Genomic DNA, 16,231 nt, shown 5'->3' with positions numbered 1-16,231 from the left:
CCGGCCTACGGCCAAAACGCCCCGCAGACCCCGCAATACGGCCAGCAGACCCCGCCGGCCTACGGCCAGTACGCCCCGCAGACTCCGCAGTACGGCCAGTACGCCCCGCAGACTCCGCAGTACGGCCAGTCCCCCTACGCCCAGTACCCGTCCGAGCAGCCTCAGGCTGCTGGGCCGGTTCCCCAGCTCGTCAACACCTCGTTCTGGCTGATCATCGCGGCAGGCGCGGTGTGGGTGATTTCCGTGCTGCTGTCCCTGGGGACCCTGGACAGCCCCGCCGTCCGGGACCTGTTCGAGCAGCAGATGGCAACAAGCGGCACGAAGGTCGATTTCGAGTCCCTCAAAGGTGTCCTGATCGGCACCATCGTGGTGATCGCCGTGATCACCGCCGGACTGTACGCCCTCGTGGCGTTCAATGTCCGCAAGGGCAAGAACTGGGCACGTATTTTGGGCACGGTGTTTGCTGCACTGTCGATCCTCAACCTCTTCCCGTTCAGCCTCGCCACCTTGGCCGCGCTGCTCGGCATTGCGGCCATCGTGCTGCTGTACCTGCCCGCGGCGTCCCCCTATTTCCAGAAGCGGCAACCCTTTGCCAACCCCTACGGGCGTCCCGGCGCCCCCTTCGGGAAGTAGCTGCACCGAGGACTCCCCAACAGGGACCTGCCCACAGGGCGCGGGAGCCGGAGGACCACCTGGCAGAACCTAGTCAGCGTCCTCCGGGTCCTGCGCCCGTTGTGCGTGATAGGCCAGGATCTGCAGTTCAGTTGCCATGTCGACCTTGCGGAGGTTGACCCCCGGCGGGACCTGCAGCATCACCGGGGCGAAGCTGAGGATGCTCCGCACACCGGCGGCAATCACACGGTCGCAGACATCCTGGGCCACCGCGGCGGGCAGGGCAAGGACCACCATGTTGGCACCCGTCCGTTGCAGTACCGGCTCAAGGTCAGCGGCGTCGCTGACGCGCAGCCAGCCGACTTCGCTGCCCACCACCATCTGGTCGGCGTCGAAAATTGCCACGATGTCAAAGCCCCGCGACTCGAATCCGCCGTACCGGGCCAAGGCCTTGCCCAGGTTGCCGGCGCCGACGATTGCGACCTTCCAGTCATGCGTCAGCCCGAGGGCGGCCGCGATGTGCCGGTTGAGGTACTGGACCTCATACCCCACGCCCCGCGTGCCGTAGGAGCCCACATAGGAGAGGTCCTTGCGCAGCGTCGAGGAGCTAACCCCGGAGGCCTCGGCCAGGGACTCGGACGAGACCCGGTCCACCCCTTCAGCCAGCAGTGTGGTCAGGGCGCGCAGATAAATGGTCAGCCGCGCCACGGCCGCGGGCGGAATCTGTTTGGCGGCATTCCCGGCTCCCCCGGGAACAGCCTCGGGAGATGAATCCAGCGAAGTCACTATCTGCTCCATTGCGTCGCGTTGTGCTTCCCACTCTAGAGCCCCCGCGCGTCACGCAACAAAGCACCGGGGGTCAGGGCTGTTGTCCGAGGGCCCGCTGAAGTGTCCGTGTCAGGCGGGCCTCGTCGATCTTCCAGAAATCCCGCTGCACGCCGTCCACCAGCACCACCGGGATCTCCTCGGCGAAGCGGTCGCGCAGCCCGGCGTCGTCGTCCACGGATTGTTCCGTCCAACCGATCCCGAGGGCAGCAGTGACGCGGCCGACGGCGGCGCGCGCCTCCGTGCACAGGTGACAGTTGGCTTTGGTGATCAGAACTACATCGGGGATGTGCGCGGGTGTGGCCATGGATCCACCGTAGCCCGGCGGCCGCGTCGGCGTCGACGCGCTGCACTCCCCTCATTGCCGCACTCCCCTCACAGGGACAACACCGGGGGCGGCGCTTGGGGGCCGTCATGCAGTCCTGCCGCCGCGTCGCGCACCCGGCGGGCGGTCCGGGGCCGGTCATTGACTAGACTCGTGGCATGCCCGAGGAGAAATACGTCGCTGTGGCCAGCGAGTCCGCTGCAATGCCGCAGCACGGCGAGGCCGCGTTTTTCGACGTCGACAACACCCTCATGAAGGGCGCAAGCCTTTTCCACGTGGCACGCAAGCTGCACCAGCGCGGCGCGTTCACCTTGCGGCAGGGCGCCGGCTTCGCCTGGAAGCAGTTCATGTTCATCCTGCGCGGCGAAAACATGGACGACGTCCATGCCGTCCGGGATTCCGCCCTGTCCCTCGCCGCCGGCATCACGGCGAAGGACATCGAGGCCCTGGGCGAAGAGGTCTATGACGAGATGATCGAGTCGCGGATCTGGCCGGGGGCCAAAGCCCTGGCCGAGCAGCACCTCCGGGTCGGGCGCAAGGTTTGGCTCGTCACGGCGACACCGGTCGAGGTGGCGAACGTTATTGCCAGCCGGCTGGGCCTGACCGGGGCGCTGGGCACGGTCGGCGAGATCCTGGACGGCTCCTACACCGGACAGCTCGTGGGCGAAATCCTCCATGGCCCGGCCAAAGCGGTGGCGGTCCGCGAAATCGCCGCGGACCAAGGCCTGGACCTTGGCCGCTGCTGGGCCTACAGCGATTCCCACAACGACATCCCGCTCCTGAGCATGGTGGGACACCCCGTCGCCATCAATCCCGACTCCAAGCTGCGCCGTTACGCCCGCGAGCACAACTGGCCGGTCTACGATTTCCGCTCCGGCCGGCGCGCCGCCACTCTGGGGTTCAAGGCCGCCACGGTGGGAGGGGCCATCTACGGCCTGTGGCGGGGGTTCTCCCGCTTCCGCGGCCCCGGCCGCTAAGCTCCGGACCTTTCCGCTGCGGTTCCGGTCGCGCGGCGCGGATCCGGCCCGCCGTCGTCCGGCCCCGTAGCCTGCGCCTGTTTCCGCAGCCCGTGCCCGTTTCCGCCGCAAAATCCCCACCCGCCCGCACAAGGGCAAGAAAATGCCCGCCGCCTGGAAGGCAACGGGCATTTTATGCAGTGCGAAGTATTGCTACTTCTTATTGCGACGCTGGTGGCGCGTCTTGCGAAGCAGCTTGCGGTGCTTCTTCTTGGCCATACGCTTGCGACGCTTCTTAATAACTGAACCCACGAAAGTTCCTTACCGGCTAGATGCAGTACCTGCCTGTTGGGAAGGGTCCGCGGGCTAAGCAGCAGACTGAAACAACTGACAGGTTCTTACAATGACGTAAAACGTTCCTTAACAGGGTACCGCCTCTCCGGGGCACCCCACGACCGCGGGCCATGTGCGGCCCCAAAGCAGTCAATTCACGCTGAGAAAGATGGTGCGGACTCTTTAGCCAGTCCCGGCGTGGCCGTCACCCGAGTCGACGACAGCACCCTTGAGGTACTGCTCGACGGCGTTCTCCGGTACGCGGTAGGAGCGGCCGAAGCGAACGGCCGGCATCTCCCCCGAATGCACCAGACGGTACACAGTCATCTTTGATACCCGCATGAGTTCCGCGACCTCAGCCACGGTCAAAAAACGGGCTTTGGAGAAGTTGGCCTCCGTAGACATTTCCCTTATTCCTTTGCTCAAGCGAACGGCAGCCCCACCTGATGCCATGGCGGTGTGCCGATGCTGAGCCATCAAACAACCATGTGAAAGCAACTGTAGTTGCTCATGGTGCCAATGTGAAAGCCTTCCGCGGGAATGCCCACGCACTTTCCGCAGGAATCTCGAAATGCTGCTGGCACCGGCTCCCCGTCCCCCTGATCCGGGTTGCGGCCTCAGGGGCGGGTCCGGCGCGTGCGGGCCGAGGCCGCCAGTTGGCCGAGCACCGACGCCGTTACGTCCCAGTCCATGCAGGCGTCCGTGACGCTCTGGCCGTAGACCAGTTCGTCCCGCCCCGAGCCTGAATCCATGCCTGCGGCTTTGTCTGCGGCGTTGACGTCGAGGTTCTGCGCCCCGCCCACCAGGAAGCTCTCCAGCATGACGCCGGCAATGGCCCCGGCAGCAGCTCCGGCGCTTTCCAGCTGGGATCCGATTTCGAGGGCGACCTCGGCCTGGCGGTGGTGGTTCTTGCCGCTGTTGGCGTGGCTGGCGTCGACGATCAGCCGGGGGTTCAGCTGCTTCGCGGCCAGCCTGGCCGAGGTGGCCTCAACGTCGGCGGCGGAGTAGTTGGGTCCCTTGCGTCCGCCGCGGAGGATGATGTGGGTGTCCGGGTTACCGGCGGTGGCAACGAGCGCGGCCCTGCCGTCGTCGTCGATCCCGAGGAACGCCTGGGCGGCCGCGGCGGCGCTGCAGGCGTCCAGCGCCACCTGGAGGTCGCCGTCGGTCCCGTTCTTGAACCCGATCGGCATGGACAGCCCGGAGGCCAGCTGGCGGTGGATCTGGCTCTCCGTGGTGCGGGCGCCGATCGCGCCCCAGGAGACGAGGTCCGCGACGTACTGCGGGCTGATGGGCTCGAGGAACTCGGTGGCCGTGGGCAGCCCGAGCGCGGTGACCTGCCGCAGGAAGGACCGGGCCGCGCGCAGGCCTGCGGCGATGTCGTGGCTGCCGTCCAGCCGGGGGTCGTTGATCAGGCCCTTCCAGCCGACCGTGGTGCGCGGCTTCTCGAAGTATGTGCGCATGACGATCAGCAGGTCTTCGCGGTGCTTCTCGGCCTGGCTCACCAGCCGGCGGGCGTATTCGAGGCCGGCCTTGGGGTCGTGAATGGAGCACGGACCCACGATCACCAGCAGCCGGTCATCGACGCCGTCCATGATGGCGCGGACTTCGTCGCGGCTTCGTCCCACCACCTCGGCCATCCGGGCCTCCAGCGGCAGTTCCGCCATGAGGTCCTGCGGGGTGGGCAGCGGGGTGAACTCGCTGACGCGCAGGTTCGAGGTGGATTGCTGGGTGTCGGCGGCTGCTTCGATGCTCATGTTCGGGTCCTGTTCCAGGTGCGGAGCGGGCCCTGATCAGAACCCGCCGGAGAAATGGCGAAGGGCAGAGAATGATCTCTGCCCTGTTGGCTCTGAAGGAAAGTTGGATGCGTGTCAGTTAGACGCGGGCCCCTCCAGAGCCAACGAAAAATACGCATACCAACGGTTAGTCATAGCGTCGACCATAGCCCCGGAGCCGAGGCAGGGGCAAACGCCGGGCGTAACAATTCGCCGGCACCGCCGTCACCCAGCCGGCCGGCCACCCCAGCTCCCCATCTCGGGGCAGGCGCGGGGTCAGTCTGCCGGCGGGGCCAGCAGGACGTCGACAAGCTGAGTCAAGCCGTCCGCCATGTCCACGTCCTTGTCGTAGAGCCACTGCAGCTGCAGGCCGTCAAACGCTGCGATCACCAACCTTGCCAGGGTGTCCGGCGCGACGTCCGTCCGCACCGAACCCGCACCCTGGCGGCGCGCGATGTCCTGCCGCAATTCCTCCACCAGCTGCGCGTACCTGTCCTGGAAATAGCCGTGGGAATTATGTCCGGGGTCGTTGGCGGTCGCCGACGCCACGGCGTACAGAGTAGTGAGGCCCGGTTCGCTGCGGTTTCGCTCGGCAACGACGGCGAGGGAAGACAGCCCCACGTCCCCCGTCCCCCCGAGTTCCCGGCTGCGCCGGTCCCGTTCGGCCAGCACGGCCGTCAGGAGTTCCTGTTTGCCGGTGAAGTAGTGGAAAAGTGTCGCCTCTTTCACGCCGACGAGTTCGGCGACGCGCTTCAGGGCCGTGCCCTCAAAGCCTTCTGTGGCGAACACATCGGTCGCCGTCCGAACGATCTGCTCGCGGCGTTCCGCTCCTTTGGCGTAGGGCCCGCGGGGCTTCGAGATTGACATTGACACAGTTTATTTCACCTTTTTGTCTTAAAACCTAGTCACACTCGGTTTTTATGGTTACGATCATTCCCAGGGCCCAACGGAGGGCCACTTTTCGTCAGGAGGCAACGTGGCCGTCAGGACCATCAACCAGGATTCAGCGGCTCAGGCCGCCCATCAGGCTCCCAGCAGCCTGGGACCTTCAATCAGCAAGGCTTCCCGCGCCTACGTGATCGGGATGCCGATCGCGAGCGCCGGTCTGTGGATGGCGGTGCTGGCGCCGGCCATCGTTGTTCTGGCCATCAAGGTTTCCGAAATCACCACGCCGGACACGCGCGCCGGTGCACTGAGTCTTGTCGCCGGCGTCGGCGCCATCGTCGCCCTTCTCGCCAATCCGTTCTTCGGCCGGCTGAGTGACCGCACGACGTCCCGCTTCGGGATGCGCAAGCCATGGATCATCGGCGGATCGCTGACGGGGCTTGTTGCGCTTTTCTTTTTGGGTTCGGCCACCGGTGTCCCGGGGGTCCTGGTCGCGTGGATCTTTGCCCAGCTAGGCTTCAACGCGGCACTCGCGGCGCTGGTGGCCACCCTTCCGGACCAGGCCGCCCCCTCGGAACGCGGCCGCCTGTCCGGGCTCATCGGCATGACCCTGTCCGTCGGGCTTGTGGCCGCGGCGTTCTTCGCGCAGCTCTTCGATAACGCCCTGCAGATGGCCGTTGTTCCCGGCGTCGTGGGGACCGCCCTGGCCATCGGCTTCGCCTTCACCTTCAAGGACCGCGTCCTCACCGAGAAGCCCGCTCCGCTGAACCTCAAGGAGATCCTGGGTTCGTTCTACTTCAATCCCCGCACCTACCCTGGCCTGGGCTGGGCCTGGCTGACCAAGTTCATGGTCTATGTGGGCTACTGCGCGGCACTGCTCTACCTGCCGTACTTCTTCACCGACCAGCTCCACGTAGCCCCGTCCCAGGTCACCACGCTGGTCTTCCAGGCAACGCTGATCAGTTCCGCCGGAACGGTCCTCACCAGCGTGGCGGGCGGTTGGCTCAGCGACAGGATCGGCAAGCGAAAGGGCATGGTGATCGCCTCGGCCCTCATCATCATGGTCGGCCTGATCGTCATCGCCACGTCCAGCACCACCGACCAGGTGCTGGTGGGCCAGGCCATCGCCGGACTGGGCCTGGGCTGCTTCGGCGCCGTGGACGTCGCCCTCATCGCCGACCTCCTGCCGGGTACCCAGTCTGAAAACGCCAAGACCTTCGGCGTGTTCAACATTGCCCAGGCGCTTCCCCAGTCCCTTGTGCCCGCCGTCGCCTTCCCCGTGATCGCCTTGGGCGGATACCCCGCACTGTTCCTCGGCGGCGCCGTCGTCGGCATCATCGGCGCGATCCTCGTCACCCGAATCAAAGGAGTCAAGTAAATGAACCCCTCGCTGTCCCCCGCCGTCCTGGCCCTCTCCCCGGATTCGCCGGATGCGGACGCCCGGATCCGCCGGCTCGCTGCCGGTCTGAGCTTGGAGCAGCAGATCCGGCTGCTGACCGGAGCGGATGTGTGGTCCACGCACGCTATCCCCGAAATCGGGCTCAGCCGCGTCGTGATGTCCGACGGCCCCGCCGGCGTCCGCGGCGAGGACTTCGATGAGCGCCACGACTCCGTCTCGCTGCCCTCGTCCTCCGCCCTGTCCGCGACGTGGAGCGTTGAAACCGCCCGCCGCTACGGGCAGGTACTCGGGCAGGAGGCCCGGCGCAAGGGCGTCCACGCCGTCCTCGGCCCCACTATTAACCTCCACCGCTCGCCGCTGGGCGGTCGGCACTTCGAATGCATGAGCGAAGATCCCCGCCTCACCGCGACGCTGGCCGCCGGGTACGTCTCCGGCGTGCAGTCCATGGGCGTGGGCGCCACCCCGAAGCACTACCTTGCCAACGAGGCCGAGACGGAGCGTTTCACATCGGATTCCGTCGTGGCCGAGCGCCCGCTCCGCGAGCTCTACCTCGCCGCCTTCCAAGACGCCATCACCGAAGCCCGCGCCTGGCTCGTGATGAGCTCGTACAACTCCATCAACGGCACCACGGCCAGCGAAAACAAGCTCCTCGAGACGCCGCTCGCCACGGAATGGGGCTTCGACGGCGTCGTCGTGTCTGACTGGACCGGGGTCCGGTCTGTGGACGCTGCCAATGCGCACCAGGACCTGGAAATGCCGGGACCTGTGGGTCACTGGGGCCCGAAGCTGCTGGCAGCCGTGAACGACGGCCGGGTCAGCCGGGACGCCATCCTGGAAAAGGTCACCCGCATCTTGCGGCTTGCCGCTCGCGTGGGGTCCCTCGAGGGCTTCACGCCGGCCGTGACGGACCTGCCTGCCCAGCTGAACGGCGCCGCCGTCGCCCGTGAAGTGGCTGTCCGCGGCGCGGTACTGGTCCGTAACGAGGGCGGAATCCTGCCGCTGGACGCCGCGAAGCTGGGCAGCGTGGCCGTGATCGGCCACAACGCCGAGGAGGCGCGCACGCAGGGCGGGGGCAGCGCCACCGTCATGCCCAAATACACCGTCTCGCCGCTGGAGGGACTGCGAAAGGCGCTGCCCGACGGCGTTGACGTCACCTATGCCCGCGGCGCCAAGGTGGCGGAAGGCATTCAGGCGTTCCCGCGCACCTCGCTACACAACCCGGTGTCCGGTGTGCCCGGAATCCGGGTCACGTTCCTCACAGCGGACGGAACAGAGATCTCGGGCGAAGACCGTCTTGCCTCACATCTGATCTGGTTCGGCGTGGGCATTCCCGACGGCACCGCGGCCATCCGGATGCAGGCCGACTGGACCGCGGAAACGGCCGGTGTCCACCACCTCGGCGTCGGGACCGTCGGTCAGATCCGGCTCGACCTCGACGGGGATGAGGTGTTCAACGGCGAGCTGGAGGACGACACCGATGTCCTTGGGGCCGCCCTGTTCGACCCGCCCAAGACCGTCCACGCCCGAGAGGCCGCGGCCGGCCAGAGGGTCCGGATCGACGCCGAATACCAGCTGCCGAAGCAGCAGATCATCCCGTTCACGGCCATCCTGCTGGGCGAGGAAACCGTGGTCACGGATCCCCAAGCGGAGATCGACGCCGCCGTGGACGCCGCACGGGACGCCGACGTCGCGGTGGTGGTGGTTGGCACCAACGCGGCGATCGAATCCGAGGGTTTCGACCGCAAGGACCTTGACCTGCCCGGCCGGCAGAACCAGCTCGTCGAAGCCGTGGCCGCGGCCAATCCGCGCACCGTTGTTGTGGTCAACTCCGGTTCTCCAGTACTCATGCCGTGGCTGGACAAAGTTGACGCGGTCCTGCTGGGCTGGTTCGGCGGCCAGGAATTCGGCACCGCAGTCGCCGACATCCTGCTCGGCGCCGAGGAGCCCGGCGGCCGGCTGCCCACCACCTGGCCTGCGGCTTTGGCGGACGTTCCCGTGCTCGCCACCACCCCCGTCGACGGCAAGGTGGTGTATTCCGAGGGGATCCACATCGGCTACCGCGCGTGGCTCCGTCAGCAGGCCAACGGCGGAGCTGCGCCGGCCCTGCCGTTCGGATTCGGCCTCGGGTACACCACGTTCGACATCGGCAGCCCGCACGCTCCGGCATCCGTTCCCGCCAACCAGGACGTCGTGGTGCACGTGCCGGTCCGGAACACCGGCACGCGAACCGGCCGCGAAATCGTCCAGGTCTACCTGGACCGCGCCGACTCCGCCGTGGAGCGGCCGGTCCGCTGGCTGGCCGGCTACGCCGGAACACACCTCGCGCCCGGCGGAACGGCGAGCGTTGAAGTCCGGATCCCAGCGAAGGCGTTCGGCCACTACGACGGCGGCTGGCAGTTTGAGCCCGGAACCTTCCGGCTGCTGGTAGGCCGCCACTCGGCCGATGATTTCCAGACCCTGGACATCGAACTGCGCTAAGGCCTTTCGGCCCGCCCGCGGTTTGGCGAAGGAACAGTTGGCGGCAGTGCCCATTACGGACGCTGCCGCCAACCGCGTCCCCCGTCACCACCGGCACCCGCACCCCCTAGAGTGTGAAAGGACCCCAGCACGAGCATCCGACCGCTTTGGAGGAAGCCATGACGCAGACCTTCCCGCCCGAGAACCCAGAGGCCCCCACAACGCCGAGCGCGACGGCGCCGGACATCCAGGCGCCCGGCGCCCGTGCATTCGGGCAGGCCGGGCCCGAGGCGGTTCCGGCGGCGCTGAGGCGCCGCGTGCCCAAGTACGCCGACCTCGCGCCCCTGATGCAGTTCAAGAAGCCGGAGTTCAGCCGGGCCGCCAGGCTTCGCCGCGCGAGCACCATCTGGGATCTGCGCGACATCGCCAAGCGCCGCACACCCCAGGCCCCGTTCGACTACACCGACGGCGCCGCCGAAGCCGAAATCACCCTCCGCCGCGCCCGCCAGGCCTTCCTGGACATCGAATTCCGTCCCGGCATCCTGCGCGACGTCTCCAGCATCGAGCTCAGCACCGAGATCCTGGGCGGGCCGTCCCGGCTGCCGGTGGGGATCGCGCCAACGGGATTCACCCGGATGATGCAGTCCGAGGGCGAATACGCCGGCTCCCGGGCCGCCGAAGCCGCCGGCATCCCCTACACCCTCTCCACCATGGGCACGGCGTCCATCGAGGACGTGGCCGCCGCCGCACCCGCCGGTCGCAACTGGTTCCAGCTGTACCTGTGGACGGACCGGGACCGGTCGCTGGAACTGATCCAACGCGCCGCCGCGGCCGGCAACGACACCCTCATGGTCACGGTGGACACCGCCGTCGCCGGCGCCCGCCTCCGGGACGTCCGCAACGGCATGACCATCCCGCCCGCACTGACGCTCAAGACCGTCCTGGACGCGTCCTACCGGCCCGCATGGTGGTTCAATTTCCTCACCCACGAGCCCCTGACCTTCGCCTCGCTCTCGCGCTACACGGGCACGGTCGCGGATCTGATCAACTCCATGTTCGACCCCACCCTGACCTTCGCCGACCTCGACTGGCTGCGCGAGACCTGGAAGGGCAAGCTCGTGGTCAAGGGCATCCAGACGGTAGAGGACGCCCGCAAAGTGGTGGACCACGGCGCGGACGGGATCGTGCTCTCCAACCACGGCGGCCGCCAACTGGACCGGGCACCGATCCCCTTCCACCTGCTCCCCGAGGTGTCCGCCGCCCTGAAAGCGGACAGCAGCGACGCCGCGATCATCCTGGACACCGGCATCATGAGCGGCGCGGACATCATCGCCGCGCTCGCCCTGGGCGCCGACTTCACGCTGATCGGCCGCGCCTACCTCTACGGGCTCATGGCCGGCGGCCGGGCCGGCGTCGACCGCGCCCTCCAGATCCTGGAGAAGGACATGCAACGCACCATGGCCCTGCTGGGCGTGAGCCGCATCGCGGACCTCACCCCGGAGCACGTGCGGATCCTCCGGGAGTAAGTCCGCAGCCGAGATGGCATTTCGCGGCAGAGTTCGCGCCGGGCACTGGCGCGGGGTGCCATCTCGGCAGAGTTTACGGAGAGTTACTTCTTGCGGCCGAACTTGGGCAGGTTGGCGAGGAGGTCCGCGGCCTTGGTGGCGGCGCGGCCCACGGTGCGCCCGATCTGTTGGGGCATCTTGTCCTCGCCGGCGGTTCCCACCGGAATAACGACGGCGGGGCTCAGCGGGCTGCCGGGAGGGCGGCCGGCCAGTGCCGCAGCGGGCTGCGAACCAGCCTGCGCTGCGGCCGGAGAAGCCTGCGCTGCGGCGGGTGAAGACTGCGGAGCGGCCGCCGCGGCCAGGCTGTCCGGCACGGCTGTGGGGCTGGATTGGGGGTTGGATTCGGGATGGCGGGTCGGTGCCGTGTCCGGGGCCGCTGCTGGGACGACGTCGAACGTCTGCAGCCAGTTGGCAACGCCGGCAAGGGGCTTCGGATTGAGCGCGTAGTAGCGCTTCTGGCCCTGGGCGCGCATGCTCACCAGGTCCGCTTCCCGGAGGACCTTGAGATGTTTGGAAATGGTGGGCTGGCTTGCATCAAGCTCCTGGACCAATTCCCCCACTGCCTTATCCCCCTTGCGGAGGGCCACCAGAATGTCACGCCTGGTTGCCTCAGCAATGACGGCAAATACGTCGTCTGTCACCATGTCCTCCACACTAGCGACATATACGCCAGATGGCATCCACAAATTGGCGGGCTGCCGCTTGGCCTGATCCGCGGCGCGGAGCTAGTCGAACCAGGGGTCCAATCCGTGCAGGGGAAACACTTCTTTGCGGGTGGCCATGATGGTGCGATCCACCGCGTCGTTGGGGTCGAACCCCACTTCCCAGGACCGCCACCAGACGTCGACGTCGTCGCCCATCAGTTCAGGGGGCTCCACGCCGAACTTGGCCCCGTACTTGTCCCTGACGTAGCTGCGCCAGTCCTCCGGAACCGGGGTGCGCAGGGGGACAGGCCGGCCGGCGGCGATGGCGATGAGGTGGCTCCAGGAGCGCGGCACCACGCTGACGACGTTGTAGCCGCCGCCGCCCGTGGAAATCCAACGGTTGTCGCAGTAGCGCGCGGCGAGATTGCTGACGGCGGTGGCGGCCTCACGCTGGCCGTCGACGCTGATGTTGAGATGGGTGAGCGGGTCAAGCCGGTGCGAATCGCACCCGTGCTGGCTCACGATGACTTCCGGTTCGAACGCGCCGATGAGTTGCGGCACGACGGCGTGGAAGGCCCGCAGCCAGCCGGCGTCGCCGGTGCCCGCCGGGAGGGCCACGTTCACGGCGCTGCCCTGCGCCCCCGGGCCGCCGATCTCATTGGCAAACCCGGTGCCCGGGAAGAGAGTCAGCCCGGACTCGTGCAGCGAAATCGTCAGGACGCGCGGATCGTCCCAGAAAATGCTCTGCGTACCGTCGCCGTGGTGGGCGTCGAGGTCGACGTAGGCGACGCGCCGGATGCCGCCGTCGAGCAGTCGCTGGATCGCGAGGGCGGCGTCGTTGTAGATGCAAAAACCGCTCGCCCGGTCCCGGGAGGCGTGGTGCATTCCGCCGCCGAAGTTCACGGCCCGCACCGCGCTGCCGTCCAGGATGGCGGCGGCCGCCAGCAGGGAGCCGCCGGCCAGCCGGGCGCTGGCCTCGTGCATGCCGGCAAAGGCGGGGTCGTCCTCGGTTCCGAGGCCTCTGGCTTCATCGGGGGTGTCCGGGGCTTCGCTCACGCGCCGCACGGCGGCCACGAACTCGGGGCTGTGGACCGCGCACAGTTCCTCGTCGTCGGCGACTTCAGGGGCTGCTACCGTCACGTGGTCCAGATCCAGCAGTCCCAGGCTGCCGGCCAGCTTCGCCGTGAGCTCCATGCGCTCGGGCGACATCGGGTGGCTGTGGCCAAAGTTGTAGGCGGTCATGGCAGGGGCCCACACCACCGTCGTTGGCAGCGCGGCCTGAGAGAGTCCGGGCAGGAATGTCATCACTCACAGGCTACCCGAGCGTCCCCCTGCTTCCCGCGTGCGCAGGCGTGCTCCCCCGGTCATGACGCGGACTTTAGTGGTTTACTACTGGGGGAAGCAGTTTCAACCAAGGAAAAACATGACGCAAAGCCAGTCGAGGTCCACGCGCCCGGCCAGCTGGCAGCCAGGCATGCCGGAGCGGGACGGCCTGTGGATCTTCACACGCCTGCGCGACTTCATTGACAGCATCGCGAACAGCTCGCCGGCCCGCCTGGCCCTCACGGTGTTCGGCATCGTCATCGTGGTTTTCACCACGCTGCTTTCGCTGCCTATCGCTTCCGCAACCGGACAGGTCACGCCCCTGCACGAGGCCCTCTTCACGGCGGTGTCCGCCGTCTGCGTCACAGGCCTGACCGTGGTCTCCACGGCCGCATACTGGTCCTTCTTCGGTCAGCTCGTAATTCTGGTCGGCATTTTCGTGGGCGGCCTGGGCACCCTGACTCTCGCGTCGCTGCTGGCGCTCATGGTCAGCAAGAAACTCGGTGTCCGCGGCAAGCTGATTGCCCAGGAGGCCATGAACAACGCCGGCCGGCTCGGCGAGGTCGGTACCCTGCTCCGGATCGTGATCGTGACGTCCGTCGTGATCGAGGGCGCGCTGGCGCTGGCCCTGGTCCCCCGCTTCCTGATCCTCGGGGAGAGTTTCCCGCAGGCCCTCTGGCACGGCGTCTTCTACGCAATTTCCTCGTTCAACAACGCCGGCTTCACCCCGCATTCGGACGGAATCGTCCCCTACGAAACCGATCTCTGGATCCTCATCCCGCTCATGCTCGGCGTGTTCCTGGGCAGCCTGGGCTTCCCCGTGGTCATGGTGCTGCAGCAGAACGGGCTGCGGTGGAAGAAATGGAACCTGCACACCAAGCTGACCATCCAGGTGTCCTTCATCCTCTTCGCCGCCGGGGCGCTCCTCTGGGGGTTCCTGGAATGGGACAACCTGCGCACCATCGGGGGCATGGACCTCGGCGACAAGATCACGCATTCGCTGTTTGCCTCCGTCATGCTGCGTTCGGGCGGCTTCAACCTTGTGGACCAGAACCACATGGAATCCACCACCATGCTGGTCTCCGATGCCCTCATGTTCGCGGGCGGCGGCTCGGCATCCACAGCCGGCGGCATCAAGGTCACCACCATCGCGGTGATGTTCCTGGCGATCGCCGCCGAGGCCCGCGGCGATGCCGATGTCAAGATCTACGGCCGGACCATCCCGGAGGGCACCATGCGCGTGGCCATCTCGGTGATCGTCGCCGGCGCCACCCTCGTCTCGGTCTCGGCCCTGCTGCTCCTGCACATCAGCGGCGCCTCCCTGGACCGGGTCCTGTTTGAAACCATTTCCGCCTTCGCCACGGTGGGCTTGAGCACCAATCTCAGTGCCGAATTGCCGCCGTCGGGGGTTTACGTCCTCACTGTGCTCATGTTTGCCGGGCGCGTCGGGACGGTCACCCTCGCCGCCGCCCTGGCCCTGCGCCAGCGCAGCCAGCTGTACCACTACCCGGAAGAGAGACCGATCATTGGCTAGTTCCAAAAGCGCCGTGAACCGCCCCGCCCACAACGCACCCGTACTGGTGATCGGGCTGGGCCGTTTTGGCGCCTCCACCGCAGAACAGCTGGTCAAGCAGGGCCGCGAGGTGCTGGCCATCGAACGCGACCGCACCCTGGTGCAGAAATGGTCGGGAGTCCTGACGCACGTCGTGGAAGCCGACGCCACCAACATCGACGCGCTCCGCCAGCTCGGCGCCCAGGAATTCAGTTCCGCCGTGGTGGGCGTGGGCACCTCGATCGAATCCTCGGTGCTGATCACGGTGAACCTCGTGGACCTCGGGATCGAACACCTCTGGGTCAAGGCGATCACGCCCTCGCACGGCAAGATCCTGACCCGGATCGGCGCCAACCACGTCATCTACCCGGAGGCCGACGCCGGTGTCCGCGCCGCGCACCTGGTCTCGGGCCGCATGCTGGACTTCATCGAGTTCGACGACGACTTCGCCATCGTCAAGATGTACCCGCCGCGGGAAACCGTGGGCTTCACGCTCGACGAGTCCAAGGTCCGGTCCAAGTACGGCGTCACCATTGTGGGCGTGAAGTCTCCGGGCGAGGACTTCACCTATGCGCGGCCCGAGACGAAGGTTTCCTCACGGGACATGCTCATTGTTTCGGGCCACGTGGACCTGCTGGAACGGTTCGCTGCGCGCCCCTGAGTTCAGCCGAGCTGGCGGGTGATTTCCGCCGAGCGGGCGGCGGCCGCGCGGGCGCCCTCGGCGATGATGGCCGGCAGGCCGCGCTCATCAAACGTCGCGATGGCCCGTTCCGTGGTGCCATTCGGGCTGGTGACGGCCTTGCGCAGCGACGCGGGGTCCGCCCCGGGTTCGGCCAGCATGAAGCCGGCCCCCGCGACGGTCCCGCGGGCGAGCAGCAGCGACAGTTCCGGGTCCAGGCCCAGTTCGACGCCGGCCGCCGCCATGGCTTCCGCGAGGTAGAAGGCGTAGGCCGGACCCGAGCCGCTGATCGCCGAGACGGCGTCCACCTGCTCTTCGGGAACCTCCACCACCGTGCCAGCAGCTGCGAGGATGTCTTTCGCGTGCTGGAGCTGCCCGGCAGAGCAGCTGCTTCCGGGGGTGACGGAGACCATGCCGCGACCGAGCTTCGCCGGTGTGTTCGGCATCGTGCGGATGACGGGCTGGCCGGCCGGCAGCACGGCTTCGAGCTGCGCCAGGGAGACGGCGGCTGCTACGCTGATGACGATCGTGTCCGGAGAGAGGGAACCGCTGATTTCCCGTGCCAGGTCCGCGATACCCGCCGGCTTGACGCCCAGGATCACGACGCCGGAGCCGGTGGCCGCCTGTTTGTTGTTTTCGGGCTCTTCTTCGCCGGCGATGGCCGTGATGCCGTGATGGCGCTCTGCGAGCCCAGCCGCGCGCTCAGCCCGGCGCACCGTCGCGACGATGTCGGCAGGATCCACGCCGCCGTCGATCAGGCCGCCCATGATTGCCTCGTTCATTGATCCACAGCCCAGGAATGCGATTCGGTTGCTCATGGTCCCATCATTGCAGTCCGGCGCGATTCCCAGCCAGCTCACACCTTGGCCGCAGTCAGCGCACAACTTCGGAGCCTAGCGTTGTC

Annotated in this window: 16 protein-coding genes; 7 read left to right on the top strand and 9 right to left on the bottom strand. The window is 67.3% G+C overall.

Annotated elements, in window-relative coordinates; genetic code table 11:
* Positions 1 to 633: hypothetical protein (locus BLR03_RS06740; RefSeq protein WP_254788229.1), on the top strand; the 633-nt coding region annotated here is incomplete at its 5' end.
* A 69-nt stretch (positions 634 to 702) separates the two neighbouring features.
* On the opposite strand, the gene BLR03_RS06735 is transcribed toward BLR03_RS06740, so the two are convergent.
* Positions 703 to 1,398: a redox-sensing transcriptional repressor Rex gene (locus tag BLR03_RS06735; protein ID WP_091251070.1), complete on the bottom strand. Its 696-nt coding sequence runs from the start codon at positions 1,396 to 1,398 to the stop codon at positions 703 to 705.
* Positions 1,399 to 1,471: 73 nt separating this feature from the next.
* A complete protein-coding gene (locus tag BLR03_RS06730; RefSeq protein WP_091251068.1) occupies positions 1,472 to 1,744 on the bottom strand; it encodes a glutaredoxin family protein in 273 nt (90 codons plus the stop codon).
* Positions 1,745 to 1,920: 176 nt separating this feature from the next.
* On the opposite strand from BLR03_RS06730, the gene BLR03_RS06725 reads away from it, so the two are divergent.
* Entirely contained in the window at positions 1,921 to 2,739 is an 819-nt protein-coding gene (locus BLR03_RS06725; RefSeq protein WP_091251067.1) for an HAD family hydrolase, read from the top strand.
* Between the two features lie 192 nt (positions 2,740 to 2,931).
* On the opposite strand, the gene BLR03_RS06720 is transcribed toward BLR03_RS06725, so the two are convergent.
* From BLR03_RS06720 to BLR03_RS06705, 4 genes are all read right to left on the bottom strand, one after another.
* The gene (locus tag BLR03_RS06720) at positions 2,932 to 3,030 is read right to left on the bottom strand and encodes a 30S ribosomal protein bS22 (protein WP_003792170.1); all 99 of its coding nucleotides are present in this window, start codon (positions 3,028 to 3,030) and stop codon (positions 2,932 to 2,934) included.
* A gap of 204 nt (positions 3,031 to 3,234) precedes the next feature.
* A complete protein-coding gene (locus tag BLR03_RS06715; protein ID WP_091251065.1) occupies positions 3,235 to 3,456 on the bottom strand; it encodes a helix-turn-helix domain-containing protein in 222 nt (73 codons plus the stop codon).
* A gap of 212 nt (positions 3,457 to 3,668) precedes the next feature.
* On the bottom strand, positions 3,669 to 4,805 hold the full coding sequence (locus tag BLR03_RS06710) for a 3-deoxy-7-phosphoheptulonate synthase (RefSeq protein WP_091251063.1): 1,137 nt from the start codon (positions 4,803 to 4,805) through the stop codon (positions 3,669 to 3,671).
* Positions 4,806 to 5,099: 294 nt separating this feature from the next.
* Positions 5,100 to 5,690, bottom strand: a complete 591-nt coding sequence (locus BLR03_RS06705) for a TetR/AcrR family transcriptional regulator (RefSeq protein WP_091251062.1) — start codon at positions 5,688 to 5,690, stop codon at positions 5,100 to 5,102.
* A 109-nt stretch (positions 5,691 to 5,799) separates the two neighbouring features.
* On the opposite strand from BLR03_RS06705, the gene BLR03_RS06700 reads away from it, so the two are divergent.
* The 3 genes from BLR03_RS06700 to BLR03_RS06690 all read left to right on the top strand — a co-directional run bounded on the left by BLR03_RS06700 (position 5,800) and on the right by BLR03_RS06690 (position 11,090).
* Entirely contained in the window at positions 5,800 to 7,086 is a 1,287-nt protein-coding gene (locus BLR03_RS06700) for an MFS transporter (protein WP_254788226.1), read from the top strand.
* Positions 7,087 to 9,585, top strand: a complete 2,499-nt coding sequence (locus tag BLR03_RS06695; protein WP_091251060.1) for a beta-glucosidase family protein — start codon at positions 7,087 to 7,089, stop codon at positions 9,583 to 9,585. It abuts the gene before it with no gap.
* Between the two features lie 158 nt (positions 9,586 to 9,743).
* Complete coding sequence (locus BLR03_RS06690) at positions 9,744 to 11,090, top strand: alpha-hydroxy acid oxidase (RefSeq protein WP_091251058.1); 1,347 nt, start codon at positions 9,744 to 9,746, stop codon at positions 11,088 to 11,090.
* Between the two features lie 83 nt (positions 11,091 to 11,173).
* Here the strand turns inward: BLR03_RS06690 and BLR03_RS06685 are convergent, their stop codons facing one another.
* Entirely contained in the window at positions 11,174 to 11,773 is a 600-nt protein-coding gene (locus BLR03_RS06685) for an ArsR/SmtB family transcription factor (protein ID WP_091251056.1), read from the bottom strand.
* A gap of 81 nt (positions 11,774 to 11,854) precedes the next feature.
* Entirely contained in the window at positions 11,855 to 13,078 is a 1,224-nt protein-coding gene (locus BLR03_RS06680; RefSeq protein ID WP_091251055.1) for an acetoin utilization protein AcuC, read from the bottom strand.
* 118 nt (positions 13,079 to 13,196) lie between these two features.
* Here BLR03_RS06680 and BLR03_RS06675 point away from each other — a divergent pair, with 118 nt between their 5' ends.
* On the top strand, positions 13,197 to 14,630 hold the full coding sequence (locus tag BLR03_RS06675; protein ID WP_091251053.1) for a TrkH family potassium uptake protein: 1,434 nt from the start codon (positions 13,197 to 13,199) through the stop codon (positions 14,628 to 14,630).
* Positions 14,623 to 15,309 carry a potassium channel family protein gene (locus BLR03_RS06670; RefSeq protein ID WP_091251051.1) on the top strand — a complete coding sequence of 229 codons (687 nt, stop codon included), beginning with the start codon at positions 14,623 to 14,625 and terminating at the stop codon, positions 15,307 to 15,309. Before BLR03_RS06675 ends, BLR03_RS06670 begins: the two co-directional genes overlap by 8 nt.
* A gap of 2 nt (positions 15,310 to 15,311) precedes the next feature.
* On the opposite strand, the gene proC is transcribed toward BLR03_RS06670, so the two are convergent.
* The gene (gene proC, locus BLR03_RS06665) at positions 15,312 to 16,145 is read right to left on the bottom strand and encodes a pyrroline-5-carboxylate reductase (protein WP_091251049.1); all 834 of its coding nucleotides are present in this window, start codon (positions 16,143 to 16,145) and stop codon (positions 15,312 to 15,314) included.
* Between the last annotated feature and the right edge of the window lie 86 nt (positions 16,146 to 16,231).

Origin of the sequence: Arthrobacter sp. ok909 (assembly GCF_900104405.1) — a bacterium.
Classification (GTDB): Bacteria; Actinomycetota; Actinomycetes; order Actinomycetales; family Micrococcaceae; genus Arthrobacter; species Arthrobacter humicola.
The sequence above is the reverse complement of the archived record's forward strand: the minus strand, read 5'-3'. Positions and strand labels throughout refer to the sequence as shown.